Genomic DNA, 24,049 nt, shown 5'->3' with positions numbered 1-24,049 from the left:
GTTAAATTAACCCAGGATCAAGCAAAACGCCCTGCACAATCCTGCACAAATGGTTTTGTGCAGCCTGTCCAGGGCGTTTTTTCCGGCGATTGCGAAGCGCGGGTCAGTACCGATTGGGCTCCATTTCCAGCTCGACCTGAAAACGTTCGGCAATGTCCTTTTGGATGCGCCGAGCCAGTTCAAGCAGTTGCAGGCCGGTCGCATTGCCGTAGTTGACCAACACCAGCGCCTGCAATTTATGCACCCCGGCGTCGCCCTCGCGAAACCCCTTCCAGCCGGCGTGCTCGATCAGCCAGCCAGCGGCGATCTTCATCTGGCCGTCGGGCTGTGGATAAGCCACCAAGTCCGGGTATCGGGCCTTGAGTTGCGCCACGTGGGAGGCCGGCACCAACGGGTTCTTGAAGAAGCTGCCGGCATTGCCCAGCACCGCTGGGTCTGGCAGTTTTTCGCTGCGGATACTGCAGATGGCCCGGCTCACATCCGTGGGCGTTGGCTGATCGATGCCCTGTTCGGTCAATCGCTGGCGGACCGGGCCGTACTCCAAATGCAAGTGCGCGGCACGACTGAGGGCGAAACGCACCCGCAGGATCAACCAGCGCCCGGCCTGTTGCTTGAACAGGCTGTCGCGGTAGGCGAAACCGCATTCCTCAAGGGTGAAATCGCGCAGCTCGTCGGTGTCACGATCCAGCGCGGTGAGGCCAGCGAAGACGTCCTTTATCTCCACCCCGTAGGCGCCGATATTCTGCATCGGTGCCGCACCCACCGTACCGGGAATCAGGCTGAGGTTCTCCAGCCCCGACCAACCTTGCGCCAGCGTGTACTGGACAAAAGCGTGCCATGGCTCGCCCGCCTCGGCCTCGACCACCACGCGCTCGCCGTCATCACTGAGCAGGCGGACGCCTTGGCTGGCCATGCGCAACACCAGCGCGTCCACGTCGCCGGTCAACAAGAGGTTGCTGCCGCCGCCGATGACCAACAGGGGCATGTCTTGCTCGGCGGCGTAGGCCAAGGCCTCACGGACATCCTCGTCGTTGTGGGCTTGGGCGAACAACCGGGCGGCGACATCCACGCCAAAGCTGTTGAATGGCTTGAGGCTGACACCCGGCTGGACGTGCAAGGTCATAACCGCCCCTTCAGTTCGACCACCAGGCGATCCGTGGCACGTTCAATCAAATCCAACACCTGCTCGAAACCTTGCTCACCGTCATAGTAAGGGTCTGGTACGTCATCGAGTTCCGCCTCGTAACGACGCAGGAACAGGTCCAGTTCAGCCCTGGCATTGGTCGGTTGCAGGACTTTGAGATTGCGCAGGTTGCTGCTGTCCATCGCCAGGATCAGGTCATAGGCGGCGAAATCGGCGCGCGTCACTTGTTGGGCGCGCTGGGCCGACAAGTCGTAGCCACGGCTCAGGGCCGCGGCCTGGCTGCGCTTGTCCGGTGCCTTGCCGACGTGCCAGTCACCGGTGCCGGCGGAGGCGACCTCCACCTGAGCGTCCAGCCCGGCTTCGCGCAACTTGTGGCGCAAGATGCCTTCGGCCGTGGGCGATCGGCAGATATTGCCGAGACAGACAAACAAAACCCGCATCAGGCCTCCAGCAAGCGCCGAACGCGCTCAAGATCTTCAGCGGTATCGACACCGGTCGGCGGAGCGATCAGTGCATCGGCCACATGGATTCGTACGCCGTGCCACAGGGCACGCAACTGTTCCAGCGCTTCGGTGTTTTCCAGCCAGCACGGTCCCCAGGCCACGAAGTCGTGGAGGAAGCCGGCGCGGTAGGCGTAGATGCCGATATGGCGGCGGTACGGCACGCCTTCGGGCATCACGTCCCGGCTTTGCGCGAAGGCATCCCGCGCCCAGGGCAACGTCGCGCGGCTGAAGGTCAAGGCCAGGCCATTGAGGTCGCTGATCACCTTGACCACATTGGGATTGAACAACGCTTGCACGTCGTCGATCGGCTCAGCCAGGGTCGCCATGCGCGCTTCGGGATGGGCCGCCAGGTTAGCCGCGACCTGATCGATCACACTGGGCGGGATCAACGGCTCGTCGCCTTGTACGTTGACCACGATGGCGTCGGGTTCAAGGCCCAGTTTCGTGGCGACTTCCGCCAGTCGATCGGTGCCGGAATTATGATCTTCGCGGGTCAGCACCACTTCGGCGCCAAACGCCTCGCAGGCTTCGACGATGCGCGCATCGTCAGTCGCGACCACCACGCGCTGGGCGCTGCTTTTGCTGGCCTGTTCCCAGACGTGCTGGATCATCGGCTTGCCGGCGATCAACAACAACGGCTTGCCCGGCAGGCGCGTCGAGGCGAAGCGCGACGGAATGACGACGGTGAAGGCTGTGGTCATTTATCCAGGCGCTCATCAGTGGTCAGGGTGCGGGCTTCGCTCTCGAGCATCACCGGGATGCCGTCGCGAATCGGATAGGCCAGGCCGGCACCCTTGCTGATCAGTTCGGTCTTGTCGGCGCTGAGCTTGAGCGGGCCTTTGCAAACTGGGCAGGCCAGAATATCGAGCAATTTGGTGTCCATGGAATTCCCCTGGGTAAAAGGTTTTAAGGCAAGAGCCGATCCGGCAACAGGCGCATCAATTGCCTATCGAACCAGGCCGCGAAGGCTGGCGACGGTGCGGCGTCCACCGCCAGGTACCACCAGTGCGGCGCGGCGAAGGCACGGCACTTGACCGCGTCCTTTTCCGTCATGACCACTGGCAGGGTTGGCGTGAAATTCAAGGCCTGGGCACTGTATTCGGCGTGATCGGCAAACCCGTGCGGTATAGGCCGCCAGTGTAGCGTTTCGAGGGTCGTGAAGAAACGCTGCGGATTGCCGATACCGGCCACGGCGTGCAGGGCCTGCCCGGCTGGAAAGTGGTCGAGGGTGCGCCGTTCTCCACTGGCGAGGTTCACCAGGGCGGTGGGCCGCAATTGGAAGGCGAAGCCGTCTTCGCGGTCGGCGCTGGCGCCGTTGTACAACACCGCATCGACCGATTGCAGGCGTTCGACCGGTTCGCGCAACGGACCGGCAGGCAGGCAACGGCGGTTGCCGAGGCCGCGGGCGTTGTCGATCAGTACCAGTTCAAGGTCCCGGGCCAGGCGGTAATGCTGCATGCCGTCGTCGGACAGGATCAGGTCCAGCGGCTCGGCTTCCAGCAGCGCGCGGACTGCGCGACTGCGATCAGGGTCGATCATCAACGGCACACCGGTGCGCTGGACGATCAGCAGCGGCTCGTCACCCGCGATGTCGGCGCCCTGCTCGGCCTGGACCCGCCAAGGCAGTTGCGGCGGCTTGGCTCCATAGCCACGACTGACCACGCCAACCCGCAAGCCACTGCGCTGGCAATGTTCGATCATCCACAGGATCAACGGCGTCTTGCCGGTACCGCCAACGGTAATATTGCCGACCACGATCAGCGGCACGGGCGGTTGGTAGATCTCGCCGTCGCCCGCCAGGAAGCGTTCGCGCTTGCTCACCACCACACGTCGATACAGCCATTCCAGCGGTCGCAACAGCGTCAGGGCCGGGTGACCTTCGTACCACGCGGCAAGCAATCGATCGGACATGGCCATCAGGGCGCCGGCGCCGCCTCGACCGTCGTCATGCGCAGGTGGCTGAAGCCGAGCTTGCCGGCCGCGTCCATGGCGGTGATAACGGATTGATGAGGGGTCTTGCCGTCGGCGCTGATGGACAACGGCAGGCTGGTGTCACCGCCGGATTCCTTCTGCAGGGCCTCGATCAGGCTCGCCAGGTCGCTTTTGGGCAGCAAATGGTTGTTCACCGAGAACGCGCCTTCGGCGCTGATGGTGACTTCCAGGTTCTTCAACTGCTGGTCTTCGGCGGGCGAACCACTGACCGCTTGCGGCAATTCGACCTTGAGCTGGGTCTCCCGGGTGAACGTGGTGGTCACGACGAAAAACAGCAGCAGGATGAACACCACGTCGATCAGCGACGCGAGATTGATCTCGATGTTTTCCCGTGGTTTGCGGCGGAATTTCACTGCTTGCCCCCGGCCAGGTCCACGTCACGGTCGCCCTGCACCACCTCGACCAGCTTGATGGCTTCCTGCTCCATGCCCACCACCAACTCGTCGACGCGGCGTTGCAGGAATCGGTGGAAGAACACGGCTGGGATACCGACCATCAGGCCTGCGGCGGTGGTGATCAGGGCCTTGGAAATACCCCCCGCCAACACCGCGGCGTTGGTGGTCATGCCAGAACCGGTGAAGGCACTGAAAATATCGATCATGCCCAGCACAGTGCCCAGCAGGCCCAGCAATGGGGACATGGCCGCGATGGTACCCAGGGCGTTGAGGTAGCGCTCCAGGTCATGAATGACCCGCGCGGCCGCTTCTTCAATGCATTCCTTCATGATCTCGCGACCATGCTTGGAATTCGCCAGGCCCGCCGCAAGAATCTCCCCCAAAGGCGAACTGGCTCGCAGCTCCTTGAGCTTGTCCTTGTTCAGCTGTTTGTCCTTGATCCAGACCCAGACCTGCCCGAGCAGATGCTCCGGGGTCACGCGACTGACCCGCAGGGTCCACAGGCGTTCGGCAACGATACCCAATGCCGCGATGGAACTCAGAATGATCGGCAACATCATCCAACCGCCGGATTTGACCAATTCCCACACAGTGACAGCCCCCTCGAAAAAGTGCGCCACTTTATCATACAGACTCGCCGTGCAGACCCGCCCGGCCGACAACACGGCAAGAACGATGAGCCAGATCAATGCTGCGTCGATGGGCCAGCGGGTGGCGGCTCACGCCAGTATCGACGTTCGCCGGCTAGGGTGTGCGCCGGCCCGAACGCGCCCAGTTGCAGACGAATGGCACCCTGTTTGGCACTGTCATAGATTGTCATGCCCAACCTTCGATAGCGCTCTATCACCCATGGATGCGGATGGCCATATGCGTTGTTTCGCCCTCGGGAGATCAATACCGAATGAGGCTGCAGGCGCGCCAGCAGCGCAATCGACGATGAGCTGCGGCTGCCATGATGCGGTGACGCCAGCCATTGGGTCGGCGCCCCCAATGGACCGTCGAGCAAGGCGCGCTCGGCATGGGTGTCGATGTCACCCGTCAGCAACAATCGCTCGCCGCAGGCCTCGACCAGCAAGACGCAGGACGTCTGGTTACTTTCGACAGCCGATGCCCATCGCCAGAGCTCGAACCTGACCCCGTCCCACTCCCAGCCTTCACCGCTATCGCACGGGCCCGCCTGCAGATCGACGGCCAGCGTAGCGGGGTCGCCGCTGATCACCCGAGTCGTCGGTAGCCCGTTGCGCACGGCACGGGCGCCGCCGGCGTGATCTGCATCGGCGTGGCTGAGCAACATCAGGTCCAATCCGCGCACGCCGAGCTTGCGCAACGTCGGCACCACCACGCGCTCGCCCGCATCGGCGTCGCCAAAGCGCGGCCCCGCGTCATATAGCAAGGCATGGCGACGGGTGCGCACCAGGACCGCCAACCCCTGGCCAACGTCCAGTTGCCAGATTTCGGCCTGCCCCTGGGGCACTTCTTCCCATGGAGGAAAAACGATCAGCAACAACATCGGCCAGCCCAGGATCCGCAACGGCAAGCCCCTGGGCAACAACAGCAACAACGCGCCGAGCGTCGCAAGAGCCCAGGCCCATAGCGGCAAGGCGGGCGGTACCCAAGCCGGTATTCGCCCGGCTGCCAAGGCAAGCCCCTTGAATAGCAGATCGAGCAATCCACCGGCGATCCATAAAAGGCTTTCCCCCACGAACGGGACCGGCAGCAACGCCGTGCCAAGCAGGGCCGCAGGCAATACCAACAAGCTGATCCAGGGCACCGCCAGCAAGTTGATCAACGGACCGCTGAGACTGACCGGCAAACCCAGTATCAGTAACAACGGGCAAAGGCCGAGCGCAATCAGCCACTGGGCGCGGGTCCAAGTCTGCCACCAACGCCAGGGCCCCAGGCGAGCGCCAAACGTGAACATCAATATGGCCACGGCGGCAAACGACAACCAGAACCCTGGCCGCAGGCTCGCCAGCGGGTCCAGCACCAGCACTCCAACGAAGGCCAACAGCCAAGCCCACCAAGGCTTCGCCTGCCGGAAGCGCAAGCGCCACAACAGCACCAGCCCGATCATGGCGCAGGCCCGCCGCACCGGCACCTCGAACCCGGCGAGCAAGCCGTAACCCAGGGCAGCGGCAAAAGCCAGCGCACAGGCCCAGGGCAACCACGGCAGACGCGACGGCCATACGCCATAACGCGCCGCGCCGGCCACCAGTAGATAAACCAGGCCGGCAAGCAAGCCGATATGCTGTCCGGAGATCACCAGTAAATGGACAGTGCCGGTGTCTTGCAGCACCTGCCAATCTTCCCGGGCCAGACCGGCACCGTCGCCTAGAACCAACGCCATCAGCGCGCCGGAGCGACCCTGGGCATCGACTTTTGCCAGCGCCTGGCGCACCCCATCGCGCCAGGCGCCTTCGGCCGGCTGCACCCGCCAACCATCCTTGACCGAGCCGGTCGCGCCAATGCCCCGGCTCAGCAACCACGCTTCATAGTCGAAGCCGTGGGGATTGAGCAGCCCGGCGGGCCTTTTGAGCTTGACCGCCAGGCGCCATTTTTCACCGCTGTTGACCGCCGGCCCGTCGTACCAGGCCAGGCGCATCAACGTCGGCAAGCGTGTGCGTCGGGATTGAGCGTCGGCCAGTTCGAAGCGCACCACGCCGTCACTCTGTTGCGGCAAGCCGACGACACGCCCCTCGACCCAACGGGTCTCACCCTCCAGCGCGGCGGGTAACCGGTCGTCCAATGCAAGCTGCGCCGAGAAACAGGCCCAAGCCAGCCCGAAGAAAAAGAAGCCCACCGGGTAAAGGCGCGATGGCAACACCATCAATGCCGATATCGACATGGCTGCGATCAGCCACAGCGGCGGCAATACCGGTAGAAAAATCGGGGCCAGCAGCCCCAATGCAAGCGCGACCATTGCTGTACGCATAAGCTCATCCTTGAGAGTTCCCTCTCAGGCTTAGCCGGTTCATGGCACCGCGCGCGTTATCAATTGTCACAAAGTCTGAATCTGCCGGCCGTAGAATCCGGACATACTTGCGACCTGACTGCTTTGATCCCACCGAGAAGCCTTATGCCCCGGCGCCTATTCAAACGTTTCATGCCTGACCCAGCGAGCATTCGGGAACACAAGTCCTTACGCTTTCTCGGTACTCTGCTTCACGATCCCAACCTTTGGCACCTCAATCGCCATTCAGTGGCACGAGCGATGGCCGTCGGCCTGTTCGCCGCGTTTCTGCCGATCCCGTTGCAAATGCTGTTGGCCGCGGCGCTGGCCGTCACGGTGCGTGGCAATATTCCGATTGCGGTGAGCCTGGTCTGGTTGACCAACCCCATCACGATGCCTGCGGTGTTCTTCTGCACTTATCAAACCGGCGCCTGGCTGATGGACGTGCCAGCCCGGACGTTGCCGGATGAGCTGACCTGGGAGTGGATCACTAACCAGTTGTCGACATTGTGGCAGCCGTTTTTGCTGGGGTCTGTGGTGACGGGGTTGGTGCTTGGCGCGTTGGCTTATTTTGTCACCATGGCGTATTGGCGATGGTGGGTGACGCGGCAGTGGCGGCGACGTAAGAAAAGCCGGATGTGAAATGCGAAAAGGCCTCCAACAATTGGAGGCCTTTTCGTTCCGCTCGAGAGGGTGGCGCATGAAACTACCGGCTCAGGTCCGCATCCCCCGCCCACTCACCAACAACCGCGCACACCCCACATAAAGCACCACGGTCGCCACCACCATGAACGTAATCGCAATGCTGATGCGAATGTCCGAAACCCCAAGGATCCCGTAGCGGAAAGCGTTGACCATGTGCAGCACCGGGTTGGCCAGCGATACGGTCTGCCAGAACGGTGGCAGCAGGGAAATCGAGTAGAACACTCCGCCCAGGTAGGTCAACGGCGTGAGCACGAAGGTCGGGATGATGGAAATGTCATCGAAGTTGCGCGCAAACACGGCGTTGATGAAACCCAGTAGCGAAAAGATCGTCGCCGTCAGCACTACAACCAGGATCGTCAACCCCAGGTGATGCACTTGCAGGTCAGTGAAGAACAGTGACAGCAGCGTCACGATCAGACCCACCGCCAGCCCTCGCAGCACGCCGCCCAAGGTGAAGCCGATCAGGATCGTGTGAGGTGAAACCGGCGAGACCATCAGTTCTTCGATCGAACGCTGGAACTTGCTGCCGAAGAAACTCGACACGACGTTGCCGTAGGAGTTGGTGATCACCGACATCATGATCAGTCCCGGCACGATGTAGTCCATGTACGTGAAGCCGCCCATGTCGCCGATCTGCCGGCCGATCAGGTTGCCGAAGATGACGAAATACAGAACCATCGTGATGGCCGGCGGCAGCAGCGTTTGCGGCCAGATTCGCATGAAACGTCGGACTTCTCGGTAGACGATGGTGTTGAGAGCGATGAGGTTGGGGCGCAATTCGGAACTCATACCGCCACCTTCGCCAGGTTTTTCTCCACCAGGGACACGAACAACTCCTCAAGGCGATTGGTTTTGTTACGCAAGCTCAGCACTTCGATGTTCTGTAGCGCCAATTGGGTGAACAACCCGGTGATACCAGCGGCTTTGTCGACCTGGACTTCCAGTGTGTGGCCGTCCACCAGCCGGGTGGGATAGCCAACGAGCTGCGGCACGACACTCAGGTCATGCTTGAGGTCCAGCAAGAAGGTTTCCACATGCAACTGGCTCAGCAACTGGCGCATGCTGGTGTTTTCCACGATGGTGCCGTGGTCGATGATGCCGATGTTGCGGCACAGCTGCTCGGCTTCTTCAAGGTAGTGCGTGGTGAGGATGATGGTGATGCCTTTCTGGTTCAGCTCGGTCAGGAAGGTCCACATCGAACGGCGTAGCTCGATGTCCACACCCGCGGTCGGTTCGTCGAGGATCAGCAGGCGCGGCTCGTGCACCAGCGCGCGGGCAATCATCAGGCGCCGCTTCATGCCCCCGGACAAAGAACGGGACGGCACGTCGCGCTTGTCCCACAACCCTAGTTGGGTCAGGTACTGTTCGGCGCGCTCATTGGCGACCTTCGGCGGGATGCCGTAGTAGCCGGCCTGGGTCACGACGATGTCGAAGGTCTTTTCGAATTGGTTGAAATTGAATTCCTGGGGCACCACGCCAATGCAACGCTTGAGCGCGGCGGGTGAACGGTCCAGGTCATGGCCGAAGACATTTACCGTACCGCCGGACTTATTCACCAGGGTGGAAAGAATGCCGATGGTGGTGGACTTGCCTGCTCCGTTAGGGCCAAGCAAGGCGAAGAAATCACCTTCGGCAACGTCCAGATCGATACCACTCAGGGCCTGGAAACCGTTGCCGTAGGTTTTGGTTAACTGCCGTATGGACAGAGCGGAACTCATATCGGATTACGCACCAAGAAGGGGAAGAAAAGAATAGATAAGGGCGTGCGGCGAGCAATACAACCACGGCACACGAAGGCAATGGTGAGTGGCGTCGCCGCACAAGTACAGTGAAGTGTGTCGATAGTAAGTATTAAGTCAACGCGGTCATGACGGCTTTTCGATAGGCTGGACGCTGCGTGAGCCGTGCATACCAGGCCTCCAGGTGAGGCAGGTCGGGGCGCCCGATGGGCATCTCGAACCAGGCATAAATGAAACTGCCCAAGGGAATGTCGCCGATGCCGATTTCTTCACCCGAGAGGTAAGGCTGTTCGGCCAAGGCCTGCTCCACCATCGCCAGCAAGTCGCTGCATTCCTTGATTCCCGCGTTGATGGCCGCCCAGTCCTGTTGCTCGGGAGGGGTGCGCAACACACCCCAGAATACCGTGCGAAACGGCGCAGCGAAGCTGGAGGTGGTCCAGTCCATCCATTTTTCAGCCCGAGCTCGGGCCCGAACGTCAGCGGGGTACCAGGCCGAACCCGGGGCATGACGAGCGGCCAGATAGCGGACGATGGAGTTGGATTCCCAGAGCACGAAGCCGTCCTCCTCGATCATCGGGACACGGCCGTTGGGATTCTTCGCACGGTACTCAGGCGTGTCCACCACACCGAACGCCCCGCCCGCGTCGATGGCCTGGTAAACCAGGCCCAGCTCTTCGGCGCACCATAACGCCTTGCGCACGTTCGATGAATTCTTCCGGCCCCAGATCTTCAGCATCACGGCTTCCTCATTGGATAAATGCCGCAGCAGCATACGCCGGATCAGCCCTGGCTCAAATCGCCCGGCAGGTCCTCAATCCATAACAGCCCTGGCTCGGCGATAACGACGTTTCGGCCAGACAATGGCGTTTTCTCACGCTGACAACGAACGATTTCCCACGGCTGTTGCCAACCAGACTGGCGCAATGTGTCGAGGGTTTCCCACGAAAACAGTCACATCGCGCCTACCGCCGGTTTTGCAGGGGCCGTCTAAGCTCTGAAGGTCGGTTTGCCTTGGTTCACGGAGGATCACTTATGCTGTTGTTGTGGATACTGGTGCTGGTCGTTGGAATAGCCTGGCTGGCGCACCGTCGCACCGCCCCGCTGCCCGCGCTGGGCATCGTCGCGGTCTATTTGCTCGTCATGGGTGTTTCCAGCCACGCCCCCGGTTGGCTGATGCTGATCCTGTGGCTGGCGCTCGCCGTCGTCGCTGCCCCGCTGTTGTTGCCAGACCTGCGCCGCAAATATTTCAGCGCACCGATGTTCGACTGGTTCCAGAAGACCTTGCCGCCCATGTCGCAGACCGAACGCGATGCCATCGACGCCGGCACGGTGTGGTGGGACGGCGAGCTTTTCAGTGGCCGCCCGAACTGGGACATGTTGCTGGCCTACCCCAAGGTGCAATTGACCGAAGAAGAGCAGGCGTTCCTCGACGGCCCTACCGAAGCGCTCTGCGCGATGGTCAGCGACTGGCAGATCGGCCAAGCCATGGACCTGCCGCCGCAGGCCTGGGCCCATATAAAGGAACACGGTTTCTTCGCGCTGATCATCCCCAAGGAATACGGCGGCAAGGGGTTCTCCGCCTATGCCCATTCCCAGGTGGCGATGAAACTGGCGACCCGCAGCGGCGACCTGGCCTCCACCGTGATGGTCCCCAATTCCCTCGGCCCGGCCGAACTGCTCTTGCACTATGGCACCGATGAACAACGCAACCATTACCTGCCGCGTCTGGCCCGTGGTGACGATATCCCCTGCTTCGCCCTGACTGGGCCGCTGGCCGGCTCCGACGCCGGGGCGATGCCCGACACCGGCATCATTTGCAAAGGCGAATGGGAAGGCAAGGAAACCCTGGGCCTGCGCTTGAACTGGGAAAAGCGCTACATCACCCTTGGCCCGGTCGCCACCCTCCTCGGCCTGGCCTTCAAAGCCTACGATCCCGACCACCTGCTCGGCGACGAAGAGGACCTCGGGATCAGCCTGGCGCTGATCCCGACGGATACACCCGGCGTCCAGATCGGTCGCCGTCACCTGCCCCTCGGTGCCGCCTTCATGAACGGGCCGAACTGGGGCAAGGACGTGTTCATCCCGCTGGACTTCCTCATCGGCGGCCAGGCCATGCTCGGCAAGGGCTGGATGATGTTGATGAACTGCCTGTCGGTCGGGCGCTCGATTTCCCTGCCGGCGGTAGGCACCGGCGCGGCGAAGTTCACCAGCCTGGTGACAGGCCAATACACCCAGGTGCGTGAACAATTCAACGTACCGCTGGCTGCCTTCGAAGGTATTCAAGAGGCCATGGCGCGGATCGGTGGTAACGCCTGGCTGATGGATGCCGCGCGCATGCTGACCGCCAATGCGGTAGACCTCGGCGAGAAACCCTCGGTGCTGTCGGCGATCCTCAAGTACCACCTGACCGAACGCGGTCGCGAGTGCATCAGCCACGCCATGGACGTGCACGGCGGCAAGGGCATCATCATGGGCCCGAACAATTACCTGGGCCGAAGCTGGCAAGGCGCACCGATTTTCATCACGGTCGAAGGAGCGAACATCCTCTCGCGCAACCTGATGATCTTTGGCCAGGGTGCAATCCGCTGCCATCCGTTTGTACTCAAGGAAATGGCGCTGGCGACCCGGGAAGATCAGGACCAGGCGCTGATCGAATTCGACGGCTTACTGCTCAAGCACATCGGCTTCGCGGTCAGCAATGCCGCCAGCACCCTGGTGCTGAACCTGGGCCTGGGACATTTCGACAACGTGCCGGGCAATGCCTTGAGCCAAGGGTATTTCCGCGCCCTCAATCGGCAGGCGGCAGCATTCGCCCTGCTGGCGGATTTGAGCATGATGTTGCTCGGCGGCGAACTCAAACGTCGCGAACGCCTGTCCGCACGCCTGGGTGATGTATTGAGCAACCTTTACCTGGCGTCTGCAGCTCTAAAGCGCTACCACGACCTCGACTCGCCAGACCATATGGCGCCGCTGTTCCAATGGGCCATGGAAGAAAGCCTGGGCCAGTCGGAGCGGGCGTTGGACGAACTGCTGGCGAACTTTCCGAACCGCGTGCTGGGTTGCCTGCTGCGGGTGGTGGTGTTCCCTTTCGGCCGGCGCCACAAGGGCCCGAGCGACAGGTTGGACGCCGAGGTAGCCGCCGTGATCGGCCGGGCCAAGGGCGATCCAACCTTGGAGGAACTGCTACAAGGCTGTTATCGCCCGCAATCGACGGACGACCCAGTCGGAGCGTTGCAACATGCCGCCGACCTGCTGGCCGCCGCCCAGCCGCTGCACAAAAAACTGCAGGGCGCGTTCAAGCACGGGCAGCTCAACCCGGCGCCCGGTGAACACCTCATCGACGCTGCCCTGGAAGCGGGTGTCCTGCAAGCCGGTGAGGCGCAGACTTTGCGCGCAGCTGAAGCGGCACGCCGCCAGGTCATCGACGTGGATGATTTCGACAAGGAGGAACTGATGCTCGCCGAGGCGAAAGTTCGTTAACCCTGTCGGCGATCTGATCGCTGCCATGTAAAAGCGGGCGCAGGGGCTTTATACTCCTGCGCCCGTTTTGCTCTTGAGGACTTATCTCGTGTCCAACGTCGTTGCCGATCACCTCGTCTTGCTTGACCACTTGCGCAGCATCCTGGTCGCCGTGGGTGAGGCCGAACAGGTTCCCGAAGAAAGCCATGCGCTGTTCCTGGAGCGCTTTGACGAATTGCGCGCGCAACTGCCGGTCGACCCGATCCAAAGCCAGTACCTGGGCCAGGATCTGCTGTGCCAGGTCATCGTGCGTTATCCACAGATCGCCCACCTGGTGCCTCGCGACCTGCTGTGGTATTTCGGCGGCGATTGCCTGCACTACATGCCTGACGAAGAAATCGGTCTGTACCAGGCCCTTGAGGAACGTCGCTTCGAAGCCGAGCAAAACGACGAGCCTTTCGACTGGAACCAGGAAAAACAATTGCTGGCCATGTCGGATCAGGACAGTAAGCACTGATTGCAAACAGCACGACAAAGACCCGCATGAGTTAAAACTCTGCGGGTCTTTTTTTGATCTTTTTATCGAGCATGTTTGGCAGTGGGCGCGCGATACTTAGCCTTGAAGTTGGGACAGACTTTTCCTGCGCGCAAAAAAAACGCCGCTCAATGAGCGGCGTTTTTTGAATTTGGAGCGGGAAACGAGACTCGAACTCGCGACCCCGACCTTGGCAAGGTCGTGCTCTACCAACTGAGCTATTCCCGCAAATGGCGTCCCCTAGGGGACTCGAACCCCTGTTACCGCCGTGAAAGGGCGGTGTCCTAGGCCACTAGACGAAGGGGACACGCTAACTGAAATACATGGTGTGTATTCCAGTGCCCAAACCCGCATCCTAAGATGTCGGCTCTGGCTTCACTCAGCACTGCCCGAAAGCAACGCTGCTTAAAATTGGAGCGGGAAACGAGACTCGAACTCGCGACCCCGACCTTGGCAAGGTCGTGCTCTACCAACTGAGCTATTCCCGCATTGGCGTCCCCTAGGGGACTCGAACCCCTGTTACCGCCGTGAAAGGGCGGTGTCCTAGGCCACTAGACGAAGGGGACACACGTACAACATTCACTGCTTATCGCGTTTGGCTGAGTGCTTTACGCTGTAAGTGGCGCGCATTCTATGGACGGATTGGAGGGTCGTCAACCCCCAGATATAAATTTATTTAAATCAATGACTTCCTCAGGTTTGGGGCGGATTTGCGGATTTTGCCCGCCCGGTCCCTGACGCCTATATTCTGTCGCCCGCCAAGACGTTATAGTCGCACGCGGCAAATGATGGCAATGTGCATCTATGGCTGCGTACTCCATAAACAGCACGACGCCCGTCTAATCGCATCGTTCGGGCCTATGCGCTTAAAAGCCAAGCCACTACACTCATGACATGCAAACGCTAATAAAGAGGTCTTACCGGTGACACCACTCATGATCACCCTGCTCGTCGTAGCCGGGATCGCGCTGTTGATCGCCATTGGCTACATGAACCATGTGGTGGAAAACAACAAGCTGGAAAAGGCCCGCACCAAGGTTGAACTCAACGACCGTTTGCGTCGTTGCGGCGAGCTGACCGAAACCTTCCCCGGCCAGCTGATGACTCCGGCCCTGAAACTGTTGATCACACGCCTTGAACTCAACGTCTGCCAGCGCTTGCTCAATCTGGACAAGACCAATGCTGCGGTCAAGGCACGCCTGGACGAACTGACTGCATTGGCGGCCCAAGGTGAATCGATCCCGGTGAGCAACCCGCCGGCACCGATCCAGACCGAAGCCAAGGCCAAGGATGTACGGTTTCTGCTCGAGGCCTTGCACGGCCAGATCACCCGCGCTGCCCAGGACGGTTTCCTGCCGTCCAATGAGGCCAAGCGTTGGATCCGTGAAGTGCGGCATATCCTGGTGCTGTTGCACATCGAATTCTTCAACAACCTTGGCCAGCAGGCTTTGCAACAGGAACAGCCGGGGCAGGCTCGCCTGGCGTTCGAGCGTGGCGTGCAGTATCTGCGCAAGCAGCAGGAGCCCCAGCTCTATGTCGAGCAGTTGGCCTATCTGGAGAAGCTCCTGGCTCGGGCCAATGCCCAGGTCCTGGCCAGCACTCAGCCGGTCGAGGGTGAGGTGAATCAGTTGACGGAAGGCTTGAAGGACGACGAAGCGAACGACGAGTGGAAGAAGAAGAAGGTTTACGATTGAGTTGGGGACTGGGATTGGGACTGGGATTGGGTGTATATCCGTTGCCGCGGTAACGGCTGCTTAAGGTTTCGCCCTTACGGCGAGTCACTTTTGAAAAGCGTCAAAAGTAACCAAAACCGCTTTGCCCCACCACTCGGCACCTCGCCTAGGCTCGGTGTACCCGAACGCAGGCATTGCTCCGTGGGCCCGCTGCGAAGGGCCATCCATGGCCCAGCGCAGCTATCCCGGCATCCATGCCGGGATGCCCACTGCGCAATACCTGCGTTCGGCCAGCGTGGTTAACGGGGCGCCGAAATCAACGTCCGCCGCGAGGCGGCCTTATAGCCGACCTGTCTCTGGATGGCCGCGTTTCTTCTGTGAGAGCAAGACTGCTCACGGTAGCCGAATCAGTTGCAAAGGTTGGATTGCTGTCGCCGCCCCCATTCACAACCTGAAATGCCCCACCATCCCCTTCAATTCAGCGCCCAGCTGCGCCAGTTCAATACTGGACGCGGCGTTGCCTTGCATGGCCACGGATGACTGATCGGCGCTTGCCCGGATGCTGGTGACGCTGCGGTTGATTTCTTCGGCCACTGAGCTCTGTTGCTCGGCGGCCGCGGCGATCTGCTGGTTCATTTGCTGGATGAGCGACACCGCTGCCGCGATGCTGCCGAGGGCGCTTTCGGTCTGTAGTGCATCGCTGACGGCCATTTTCACCAGGTCGCCGCTGCTCTGGATCTGTTGTACGGAGGTCTGGGCGGCTGAGCGCAAAGCACTCACCAGTCGCTCGATTTCCTCAGTGGACTGTTGCGTACGCTTGGCCAAGGCCCGTACTTCGTCGGCCACCACAGCAAATCCCCTGCCCTGTTCGCCCGCCCGAGCCGCCTCGATCGCGGCATTGAGCGCCAGCAGGTTGGTTTGTTCGGCCACGCTCTTGATGACACTCAGGACCTTGCCGATGTTTTGTATTTCGGCGCTCAGGCTTTCGATGCTGGTGCTGGCCAGTGTGGCCGAGTCGGCCAATTGCTCGATGCGTACCATGCTCTGGCGCACTACCTGCTGGCCGCTTTCGACCTTGTCGTCAGCCGTCTGAGCCGCTTGCGCCGCCTCTTCGGCATTGCGGGCGACGTCGTGCACGGTGGCGGTCATCTGGTTCATGGCCGTCGCCACTTGCTCGGTTTCCTCCTTCTGGCTGCTGACTTCCAAGTTGGTCTGTTCGGTCACGGACGACAGCGACTGGGCCGAGCTGGCCAGTTGCTCGATCCCGGCCTGCAATCCACTGACGATGCTGCTCAAGCCGGCGGCCATCTGTTGCATCGCGAGCATCAACTGGCCGATCTCGTCCCGACGCGTCACTTCGACCTTGGCACTCAAGTCACCCGAAGCAATTTGCTGAGCGACACGAATGACACTGCGCAGCGGCGTGACGATCAGCCGGGTGATGACCCAAGCGGCGATCAATCCCACCAGCAGCGCCAAGGCCGACGAGCCGATGATCATCAGCGAGTTCTTCTTCAGTTCCCTCTGCATGGCACTGTCTTCGGCGCCGTAGGCCTGGTTGACCCGCGCCACGACCTGATCGGCGCGCTCGTGCAGTTGCTGGTAGACGGTCTTTTCGTTGGCCAACAGGCCGGTGTATTCGGCGAGCTGTTGGTTGAACCCGCCAATATGCCCGGCCACTTCGTTGAGCACGGTCTGGTAGCCTGGATCCTTGACGGCGCTCCTGAGCCCTTCGGCCAGTTTCATGGCCTGCTCGGCCTGTTCTATATTGCCTTGTCCAGCGGCTTCATCACTGCCTTTGCGGCTCTGATCAAGGCGAACGCGCGCTTCGTTCATGGCCTGCAACATCATCCGCGACACTTCGCTGACCTGATTGGCCTGCTCGATGAACTCGGCGCCCTCCTTGCCTTCCGACTCCTTCAACGTGTAGGCGCCGTCATCGGCTAACCCAGCCTGCAACACATCCAGGTTGTTGGCGACGCTGGAGACTGACCAACTGGCCATTTCGAGGGCCAGATCCTTGCTCTGGCTCAGCCCGACGAACTCATCGAATGCTTTGCGATAGGCCGCCAGGGCCTGTTCCACATCTTCCATCACTGGCACGTTGGCAGCCGATTGTGCCTTGAGCTCGTTTGCCAGGGCCACCAGCCCGTCAACACCCTGGCGCAAGGCATCGGCGGTCTTGGGATCGGAGCGCAAGGCGTATTCCTGTTCAAGCAGCCGGACCTTGAGCAGCTCGTTGTTGAGGGACGACATCTGCTTCAAGCCATCGAAGCGAAAACTGATGGTTTGCAGGGACCAGACGCCAATAGCCGCCACTACTGCGGTGAGCAGCAATACCAGGACGAACCCGATGCCCAGTTTCTTTGCCATACCCAGGTTGGCAAAACGTCCTTGCACGGCCGAAATCATTGCGCCCAATCCTCTGCCAGTGTGTGTTGATTGCAGGTTCGCAACGAGACGCCCCGCAACACAAGATGCTCGCGTCGGAATAATGGCAAAAAGCTACAGCCGCGTCGTTTTCAGGACACTTGAGGTCGATCCAGAGCCGTCGCTCGGAAGAACGCCAAGGCTTTGGGATCTCGGGCATAGGCCACGTTGATACGCAGCCAGTCAGTGTCCGTGCCCGAAGGGCTGAATGCGGTGCGCGACGACAGCTGTATACCGCACCGTTTGGCCAGCCGCTGCAACTCAGCATAGTCACACAATGGCGCACGCGCCCATATGAACAAGCCACCCGCCGGCTTGCCAAACACTTTCCAGTCGGCGTCCTCCAGCAGCTGCAAAGCCACTGCCATATCCACGCTCAGTCGCTGCCGTTGGCGTTGGACCAGTTTGCGATAGGCACCGTTGGCCAGAAGATTGGCCAGCACCGATTCGCAGAATCGAGAACCGCCCATGCTGGTGATCTCCTTGACCTCGCTCAAGCGCGCGATAGTGGCCGGCCCGGCGACCACGAAGCCGACTCGCAACGAGCTGCTCAGGGTTTTTGAAAAGCTGCCCAGGTAAACCACATCGGCATCCAGCGCCGCCAGGCGCGGGCGCATCGAACTTTGAAAATCGGCATAGACGTCGTCTTCGATAACCAGCATGGCGTGTTTTTTTGTCAGTTGCAGCAGCTGCTGGGCCACGGCTGGAGCCAGGCTGCTCCCGGTAGGATTGTGGCAGGCGCTGTTGACGAACAGAGCGCAGGGCCGATGGATCGCCAGCAGGCATTGCAGGGCGTCGATGTCCGGTCCGCGTGGGGTCCTGGGCAGTTCGATCATGTCTATTTTATGCAGCCTGAGCAGATCGAACAGGTTCGAATAGCCGGGACTCTCCACTACCACGCAACATCCTGGTGGCAGCAGGGTGCGCACGATCAGGTCAAGCCCGTGGGTGGCGCCCGCAGTCGTAAGGATCCGGTTCTTATCGGCGTCGATATCGAACTGCTTCAGTCGCCTGGACAGAAGCTCGCGTAGGGCCGGCAACCCCAGCGGCGTGCTGTAATTGAACAGGCCTGCCATGTCTGTTCGGGTTACCTGACGGATCGCATAGCCCAGATCGTCGCTTTCGCGCCAACTCTCGGGCAGGCCGCCACAACCCAGCTTCAGCTCTTGTTGCGCGTCGCTGGCCGGGCGGGGCGGGGCAGACAGTGCGTCCTGGAGCCAGACGCTGCCTGCCGGCTCCCCCACTGCCGAAGGGGCGAGGGCGACAAAAAAACTCGAGCCATTACGGGATTCCAGCACGCCTTGGGCAACCAGGCGTTGGTAGGCGTCGTGAACACTGGCCTGGCTGAGCAGGTTCTCCCGCGCCAGTTGCCGGATCGATGGCAGGCGAGTGCCCGGTTCAACCGTCCCTTGTCGAACCCAACTGGCCAGCGCATCGACGATTTGCTGCACGACAGGTACCAGTGCCTGCCGGTCGATTCTCAACTCCATGAGTAACCAAGCTCCTAAGCGTTTGTTTTATTTCCACAAACAGTTAAGCACAGGCCGCCGCCGGACGATGTACGACATCGGCGCAAAACCACCTGATTCTCATTCTTTGAAATACATTGGCGCCCTTATCAAGGGAACCTTCGGCGCCAAAAGAAAAAGCCCGCGGGCAATGCGGGCCCTATCTTACGTAGTTGGCGTCAGAACGCAGTGACCCCACCGTCCACTGCCAAGGAATGTCCCGTGGTGAATGCAGCGCCATCGCTGCACAGATACAACACTGCGCTGGCAATTTCCTCGACCTTGCCAATGCGCCCGACCGGGTGCATTGCGTTGGCGAAATCGGCTTTTTTCGGGTCCGCCTCGTAGGCTCGACGGAACATGTCCGTGTCGATCACTGCCGGGCAAACTGCATTCACGCGGATTTTCTTCTTGGCGTACTCAATGGCCGCCGACTTGGTCAGGCCGATCACGGCATGCTTGGACGCCGCATAGATACTCATTTTCGGCGCCGCCCCGAGCCCTGCCACCGAGGCGGTATTGACGATAGCTCCACCGCCTTGAGCCAACAGCAATGGCAACTGGTACTTCATGCACAGCCACACGCCCTTTACGTTGACGCCCATGATTGCGTCGAATTCATCCAGCGTACCGTCAGCCAACTTGCCCTTCTCGATCTCGATGCCCGCGTTGTTGAAGGCATAATCGAGGCGCCCATAAGCACTGATCACTTCGCTCATCAGATTCTGCACGTCGCTTTCCAATGTCACGTCGCAACGCACGAACACAGCTTCGCCCCCCGCCTCGCGGATCGACTGCACCGTGCCCTCGCCGCCCGCCACGTCGAGGTCGGCAACGACCACCTTGAGGTCTTGCGCCGCGAATGCCTGAGCCGTGGCGCGGCCAATGCCCGCCGCCGCCCCCGTCACCACCGCAACCTGTCCGGAAAACGTCATGCTCATTGTCAATGCCTCGAAGAATTACCGCTGATTGCTGCATATAGCCATCGATCGCAACGGCACGGCAGCACTATCCAACCGCCGGTTGGCATCGCATGAGCGCCAGTGATAATAGCGCCCGTCGCACTATCACTGGCTTGGATAAACCTGCATTCGCTGTATTGGCAAACCTTGCGGCGCAGGCCTGGAGGGTCTATCAACAAGGCTTCATTCATTTTGAGTGCCTGTCATGACTGCCCAGACCAACCGCCAGTTCCTGCTCGCCAAACGCCCGGTGGGCGCCGCGACCCGTGAGACGTTTACCTTTCAAGAAGTCCCCGTCGGCGAAGCGGCAGCCGGCCAGATCCTGGTCAAGAATGAGTACCTGTCCCTCGACCCGGCCATGCGCGGCTGGATGAATGAAGGCAAGTCCTACATCCCGCCGGTCGGCATCGGTGAAGTCATGCGGGCGTTGGGCGTGGGCCAGGTCATCGCGTCGAACAATCCGGGATTTGCGGTCGGGGATTACGTCAACGGTGCGCTGGGCGTGCAGGATTATTTCCTTGGCGAGCCGCGAGGTTTCTACAAGGTGGACCCGAAACTGGCGCCGCTGCCACGCTATTTATCCGCGCTGGGCATGACCGGGATGACTGCTTATTTCGCCCTGCTGGATGTCGGTGCGCCCAAAGCCGGAGAAACCGTGGTGCTTTCCGGGGCCGCCGGTGCAGTGGGCAGCATTGCCGGGCAGATCGCCAAGATCAAAGGTTGCCGTGTGGTGGGCATCGCCGGTGGCGCCGATAAATGCAAATTCCTGATCAATGAGCTGGGCTTTGACGGCGCCATCGACTACAAGAGCGAAGACGTCCACGCAGGCCTAAAGCGCGAGTGCCCCAAAGGCGTAGATGTTTATTTCGACAACGTCGGCGGCGACATCCTCGATGCGGTTCTCAGCCGCCTGGCCCTCAAGGCTCGCGTGGTGATTTGCGGTGCGATCAGCCAATACAACAACAAGGAAGCGGTAAAGGGCCCGGCCAACTACCTGTCGCTGCTGGTCAACCGCGCGCGTATGGAAGGTTTCGTGGTTATGGACTATGCGTCGCAGTTCGCCGCGGCTGGGCAGGAAATGGCCGGCTGGATGGCCAAGGGACAACTCAAGAGCAAGGAAGATATCGTCGAAGGGCTGGAAACGTTTCCCGAGACACTGACCAAATTGTTCAGTGGCGAGAACTTCGGGAAGCTGGTTCTCAAGGTCTGAAGCGAGACAAGCGGGAGCGAGCTTGCTCGCTCCCGCACGATCTGCAGTGTTGGATCAGGCCAGTTCGGCCACCACCGCCGCCAGCGCCTTGGCCGGATCCGCCGCCTGGCTGATCGGGCGGCCTATCACCAGATAATCGGAGCCGGCGTCCAATGCCTGGCGCGGTGTCAGGATACGGCGTTGATCGTCCTGGGCGCTGCCCGCCGGACGAATCCCCGGCGTCACCAGTTGCAGCGATGGATGGGCCGACTTCAGGGCGTTGGCTTCCAGGGCTGAACAAACCAGGCCGTCCATGCCGGCTTTCTGGGCCAGCGCCGCCAAGCGCAGCACTTGCTCCTGAGGCTCGATGTCCAGGCCGATCCCTGCCAAATCCTCACGCTCCATGCTGGTCAGCACAGTCACGCCGATCAACAGCGGTTTTGGACCGCTGCGCTGATTGAGCACTTCGCGGCACGCGGCCATCATGCGCAGGCCACCGGAGCAATGCACGTTGACCATCCACACCCCCATCTCCGCGGCAGCCTTGACGGCCATCGCGGTGGTGTTCGGGATGTCGTGGAATTTAAGGTCCAGGAACACTTCGAAACCCTTGTCACGCAAGGTACCGACGATTTCCGAGGCACAGCTGGTGAACAGCTCCTTGCCGACTTTGACCCGGCAAAGCTTGGGGTCCAACTGGTCGGCCAGCTTCAGGGCGGCGTCACGGGTGGGGAAATCCAGGGCGACGATGATGGGCGTCTGGCAGGCGGACATGAGTGGGCTCTCAGGCAAGTCGAAATCGGCGCGCATTGTAGCGGAACCAGCGCCCGTGCGGGACCCGATGATCGTTAAATCGTCAAACGCCCACGCACGGGTCTTTCACCAGCAGGCTCGTGTCCCGATCCCTCTCGCCACAGCTTGTTCTATATGTCCTGCCGCGCGTGGCTCTTGCTCCAGTCCGTCAGCAAGCTGTACGCCACCGCCAGCAAGGTTGGACCGATGAACAGCCCAATGAAACCGAATGCAATCAGCCCGCCGAACACCCCCAGCAACACGATGACCAGCGGCAGGTTCCCGCCACGGCTGATCAAGTACGGCTTGAGCACGTTGTCCACGCCGCTGATGATGAAGGTCCCCCAGATGCCCAGGAACACCGCCATTCCGTATTCGCCCTTCCACGCCAGCCAGGCGGTGGCGGGGATCCAGACCAATGGCGGCCCCATGGGAATCAGACTGAGCAGGAAGGTGACGATCCCCAGTACCAGGGCACCCGGTACCCCGGCGATCAGGAAGCCGATCAGCGCCAGCACGGCCTGGGCCGCCGCGGTCCCGATCACGCCATTGACCACTCGTTGGACCGTACCGGCCACCAGTTCGACGTAGTAGCCGGCACGGTCGCCGATCAGCCGCTCCAGCAGCCCTTGGACAAACGCCGCCAGTCGCGGGCCGTCGCGGTAGAAGAAGAACACGAACACAATGCTCAGGGTCAATTCGAGAATCCCGCCGCCGATTTGCGCACTGCGGGCCAACAACCAGTTGCCGACCCGTCCCAGGTACGGCTTGACGGAAGCCATCATCGCCGCTCCTTGCTGGTCGATACTGTCCCAGAGCGTCACCAGCCGTCCGCCGACCAATGGCACACCGGCCAGCCACTCGGGCGCTTCGGGCAGGCCGTCGACCTGGACGTCCCTGATGAAGGCCGTGGCATCGCGCACATGATCGGCCAGGTTGAACCCCAGCCACACCAGCGGCACCGCCACCAGCAACATCCAGCCTACCGTCAGCAACGCCGCCGCCAGGGATTCACGGCCATTGACCCAACGCGTCAGCAAGCGCATCAGCGGCCAACTGGCAAACGCCAGCACGGCGCCCCAGAACAGCGCCGACCAGAACGGAGCCATTACCCAAAGGCTTGCTCCGAACAACACCAGGAGCAGGATCTGCACCAACAGCCGATCGTTATTGAGCATGGACGGTCCCGAAAAATGAACAAGGCCGGGATAAGGTCGTCAAGCGCACTCCCCCAGATAGCTTATCGCAGCAGTTCAAGGTGTAGGCCAGTGACGTCACTCCTGGTCGCCTCCATTCTTGCCGCGCGGACACCTTGATCGACCAAGGCCTGGCGCCAAGCCTCGGCGTGCGGGCCGGCGATGCTGACTCGCAGGCCCGTGTCCAGGTTCAGGGCCCGGGACAGCAAGCGCAACCAGGCGTCATCCGGCTCGCCGGCCAGACGCGGCAAATCCAGCACGCCTGTGTCCTTGAGCTGGCGCAGCAGTGTCGCCGATGTCGGCAGGACGTTCCCCAAGGGCGCGCCCGCTTCGAACTGCTCGATCTGCAGGTACGCCTTGCGGTTGCCACGGGTTATCGCATACAGCGCGATCAGTGTGTTGTCCGCAGGCGGCGCCAGGCGCAGCAACAGGTAGGCCTGACCGTTATCGGCGCCATAGAGCTTGGCATTGCCGAATACGTCGTTGGCCCACAGGCTGCTTTCGCCGCAATCGCGAGCTTGGCACCAGAACAACAGCTCGGCACCCTGCTTTTGCAAGGCTTCGCGCGCAGTGGTAAAGGCTTGGGTGGCGGAATGTTCCGGCGGCAGTTCGTAGGTCACTGACGTGGCGTTGCCACGGGCATCGACCTGCCCGTCGAAACGCAACTGGCCGCTGATCCTGCGGATCGCCCCCATCGGGTAGATGCGCTCAAGGTCGCTGGTTTGCCGGTAATCGACGATCTGCGCGTCGGGCATACGTGGCACGCGTTCCAGGTCCCGACTGCCGGGCACATCGGCGGCCAGCGATGCCGGGCTGAGACAGGCCAGCGCCAGCAGGACGAATGAGTGAATGGTCGGTTTCATCGGATGGACTTGGC

At 61.2% G+C, this 24,049-nt stretch carries 22 protein-coding genes, 4 tRNA genes and 1 pseudogene; 5 read left to right on the top strand and 22 right to left on the bottom strand.

Annotated elements, in window-relative coordinates; genetic code table 11:
- Positions 1 to 103: 103 nt before the first annotated feature.
- From murB to J3P95_RS08350, 8 genes are all read right to left on the bottom strand, one after another.
- Positions 104 to 1,123, bottom strand: a complete 1,020-nt coding sequence (gene murB / locus J3P95_RS08385) for a UDP-N-acetylmuramate dehydrogenase (protein WP_434562061.1) — start codon at positions 1,121 to 1,123, stop codon at positions 104 to 106.
- The gene (locus tag J3P95_RS08380; protein ID WP_434562059.1) at positions 1,120 to 1,584 is read right to left on the bottom strand and encodes a low molecular weight protein-tyrosine-phosphatase; all 465 of its coding nucleotides are present in this window, start codon (positions 1,582 to 1,584) and stop codon (positions 1,120 to 1,122) included. Before J3P95_RS08380 ends, murB begins: the two co-directional genes overlap by 4 nt.
- Entirely contained in the window at positions 1,584 to 2,348 is a 765-nt protein-coding gene (gene kdsB, locus J3P95_RS08375; RefSeq protein WP_186611532.1) for a 3-deoxy-manno-octulosonate cytidylyltransferase, read from the bottom strand. The genes J3P95_RS08380 and kdsB overlap by 1 nt, the downstream gene beginning before the upstream one ends.
- The gene (locus J3P95_RS08370; RefSeq protein WP_003179363.1) at positions 2,345 to 2,530 is read right to left on the bottom strand and encodes a Trm112 family protein; all 186 of its coding nucleotides are present in this window, start codon (positions 2,528 to 2,530) and stop codon (positions 2,345 to 2,347) included. Before J3P95_RS08370 ends, kdsB begins: the two co-directional genes overlap by 4 nt.
- 23 nt (positions 2,531 to 2,553) lie before the next feature.
- Positions 2,554 to 3,564 (bottom strand): tetraacyldisaccharide 4'-kinase, encoded by a 1,011-nt coding sequence (gene lpxK / locus J3P95_RS08365; protein ID WP_434577876.1) that lies wholly within the window; start codon positions 3,562 to 3,564, stop codon positions 2,554 to 2,556.
- Positions 3,564 to 3,992 (bottom strand): biopolymer transporter ExbD, encoded by a 429-nt coding sequence (locus J3P95_RS08360; protein ID WP_186611534.1) that lies wholly within the window; start codon positions 3,990 to 3,992, stop codon positions 3,564 to 3,566. Before J3P95_RS08360 ends, lpxK begins: the two co-directional genes overlap by 1 nt.
- A complete protein-coding gene (locus J3P95_RS08355; RefSeq protein WP_434563748.1) occupies positions 3,989 to 4,624 on the bottom strand; it encodes a MotA/TolQ/ExbB proton channel family protein in 636 nt (211 codons plus the stop codon). Before J3P95_RS08355 ends, J3P95_RS08360 begins: the two co-directional genes overlap by 4 nt.
- Positions 4,625 to 4,719: 95 nt before the next feature.
- Positions 4,720 to 6,966 carry a DNA internalization-related competence protein ComEC/Rec2 gene (locus tag J3P95_RS08350; protein WP_434577878.1) on the bottom strand — a complete coding sequence of 749 codons (2,247 nt, stop codon included), beginning with the start codon at positions 6,964 to 6,966 and terminating at the stop codon, positions 4,720 to 4,722.
- Between the two features lie 144 nt (positions 6,967 to 7,110).
- On the opposite strand from J3P95_RS08350, the gene J3P95_RS08345 reads away from it, so the two are divergent.
- Positions 7,111 to 7,626: a DUF2062 domain-containing protein gene (locus J3P95_RS08345; protein ID WP_434562053.1), complete on the top strand. Its 516-nt coding sequence runs from the start codon at positions 7,111 to 7,113 to the stop codon at positions 7,624 to 7,626.
- Between the two features lie 72 nt (positions 7,627 to 7,698).
- On the opposite strand, the gene J3P95_RS08340 is transcribed toward J3P95_RS08345, so the two are convergent.
- The 3 genes from J3P95_RS08340 to J3P95_RS08330 all read right to left on the bottom strand — a co-directional run bounded on the left by J3P95_RS08340 (position 7,699) and on the right by J3P95_RS08330 (position 10,164).
- Positions 7,699 to 8,478: an ABC transporter permease gene (locus tag J3P95_RS08340; protein ID WP_186611537.1), complete on the bottom strand. Its 780-nt coding sequence runs from the start codon at positions 8,476 to 8,478 to the stop codon at positions 7,699 to 7,701.
- On the bottom strand, positions 8,475 to 9,407 hold the full coding sequence (locus J3P95_RS08335) for an ABC transporter ATP-binding protein (RefSeq protein ID WP_434562051.1): 933 nt from the start codon (positions 9,405 to 9,407) through the stop codon (positions 8,475 to 8,477). The genes J3P95_RS08340 and J3P95_RS08335 overlap by 4 nt, the downstream gene beginning before the upstream one ends.
- Positions 9,408 to 9,540: 133 nt before the next feature.
- Entirely contained in the window at positions 9,541 to 10,164 is a 624-nt protein-coding gene (locus tag J3P95_RS08330; protein ID WP_434577880.1) for a glutathione S-transferase family protein, read from the bottom strand.
- A 296-nt stretch (positions 10,165 to 10,460) separates the two neighbouring features.
- Here J3P95_RS08330 and J3P95_RS08325 point away from each other — a divergent pair, with 296 nt between their 5' ends.
- Together J3P95_RS08325 and J3P95_RS08320 are read left to right on the top strand one after the other, a co-directional pair.
- On the top strand, positions 10,461 to 12,908 hold the full coding sequence (locus J3P95_RS08325; protein ID WP_434577882.1) for an acyl-CoA dehydrogenase: 2,448 nt from the start codon (positions 10,461 to 10,463) through the stop codon (positions 12,906 to 12,908).
- Positions 12,909 to 12,996: 88 nt separating this feature from the next.
- The gene (locus tag J3P95_RS08320) at positions 12,997 to 13,404 is read left to right on the top strand and encodes a PA2817 family protein (RefSeq protein WP_434577884.1); all 408 of its coding nucleotides are present in this window, start codon (positions 12,997 to 12,999) and stop codon (positions 13,402 to 13,404) included.
- Between the two features lie 170 nt (positions 13,405 to 13,574).
- Here the strand turns inward: J3P95_RS08320 and J3P95_RS08315 are convergent.
- The 4 genes from J3P95_RS08315 to J3P95_RS08300 form a co-directional block, all read right to left on the bottom strand.
- Positions 13,575 to 13,650 (bottom strand) — tRNA-Gly (locus J3P95_RS08315).
- Between the two features lie 3 nt (positions 13,651 to 13,653).
- Positions 13,654 to 13,729: transfer RNA gene (locus J3P95_RS08310), tRNA-Glu, on the bottom strand.
- A gap of 105 nt (positions 13,730 to 13,834) precedes the next feature.
- Positions 13,835 to 13,910: transfer RNA gene (locus J3P95_RS08305), tRNA-Gly, on the bottom strand.
- 2 nt (positions 13,911 to 13,912) lie between these two features.
- Positions 13,913 to 13,988: transfer RNA gene (locus tag J3P95_RS08300), tRNA-Glu, on the bottom strand.
- 369 nt (positions 13,989 to 14,357) lie between these two features.
- On the opposite strand from J3P95_RS08300, the gene J3P95_RS08295 reads away from it, so the two are divergent.
- Positions 14,358 to 15,116 (top strand): hypothetical protein, encoded by a 759-nt coding sequence (locus J3P95_RS08295; protein WP_434562043.1) that lies wholly within the window; start codon positions 14,358 to 14,360, stop codon positions 15,114 to 15,116.
- 423 nt (positions 15,117 to 15,539) lie between these two features.
- On the opposite strand, the gene J3P95_RS08290 is transcribed toward J3P95_RS08295, so the two are convergent.
- The 4 genes and pseudogenes from J3P95_RS08290 to J3P95_RS08275 form a co-directional block, all read right to left on the bottom strand.
- Positions 15,540 to 16,403, bottom strand: coding sequence for a methyl-accepting chemotaxis protein (locus tag J3P95_RS08290; RefSeq protein ID WP_434626661.1), 864 nt, complete (start codon positions 16,401 to 16,403; stop codon positions 15,540 to 15,542).
- A pseudogene (locus J3P95_RS08285) lies at positions 16,401 to 16,595 on the bottom strand (HAMP domain-containing protein); the annotation flags it as partial. The gene J3P95_RS08290 and the pseudogene J3P95_RS08285, both read right to left, overlap by 3 nt.
- 1,022 nt (positions 16,596 to 17,617) lie before the next feature.
- Positions 17,618 to 19,015 carry a PLP-dependent aminotransferase family protein gene (locus J3P95_RS08280; RefSeq protein ID WP_434562039.1) on the bottom strand — a complete coding sequence of 466 codons (1,398 nt, stop codon included), beginning with the start codon at positions 19,013 to 19,015 and terminating at the stop codon, positions 17,618 to 17,620.
- A 197-nt stretch (positions 19,016 to 19,212) separates the two neighbouring features.
- Complete coding sequence (locus J3P95_RS08275) at positions 19,213 to 19,974, bottom strand: SDR family oxidoreductase (protein ID WP_434577886.1); 762 nt, start codon at positions 19,972 to 19,974, stop codon at positions 19,213 to 19,215.
- 226 nt (positions 19,975 to 20,200) lie between these two features.
- Here J3P95_RS08275 and J3P95_RS08270 point away from each other — a divergent pair, with 226 nt between their 5' ends.
- Complete coding sequence (locus J3P95_RS08270; RefSeq protein WP_434562037.1) at positions 20,201 to 21,205, top strand: NADP-dependent oxidoreductase; 1,005 nt, start codon at positions 20,201 to 20,203, stop codon at positions 21,203 to 21,205.
- A 54-nt stretch (positions 21,206 to 21,259) separates the two neighbouring features.
- On the opposite strand, the gene pyrF is transcribed toward J3P95_RS08270, so the two are convergent.
- The 3 genes from pyrF to J3P95_RS08255 all read right to left on the bottom strand — a co-directional run bounded on the left by pyrF (position 21,260) and on the right by J3P95_RS08255 (position 24,035).
- Entirely contained in the window at positions 21,260 to 21,958 is a 699-nt protein-coding gene (gene pyrF, locus J3P95_RS08265; RefSeq protein ID WP_434577888.1) for an orotidine-5'-phosphate decarboxylase, read from the bottom strand.
- A 149-nt stretch (positions 21,959 to 22,107) separates the two neighbouring features.
- A complete protein-coding gene (locus J3P95_RS08260) occupies positions 22,108 to 23,154 on the bottom strand; it encodes an AI-2E family transporter (protein WP_434562033.1) in 1,047 nt (348 codons plus the stop codon).
- Positions 23,155 to 23,216: 62 nt separating this feature from the next.
- Positions 23,217 to 24,035, bottom strand: coding sequence for a DUF4892 domain-containing protein (locus J3P95_RS08255; RefSeq protein ID WP_434577889.1), 819 nt, complete (start codon positions 24,033 to 24,035; stop codon positions 23,217 to 23,219).
- Positions 24,036 to 24,049 lie beyond the last annotated feature (14 nt).

This window comes from Pseudomonas sp. Z5-35 (genome assembly GCF_051131945.1).
Lineage (GTDB): Bacteria > Pseudomonadota > Gammaproteobacteria > Pseudomonadales > Pseudomonadaceae > Aquipseudomonas > Aquipseudomonas marvdashtae.
Note: the sequence above shows the minus strand (reverse complement) of the source record. Positions and strands in the feature narration are given on the sequence as shown.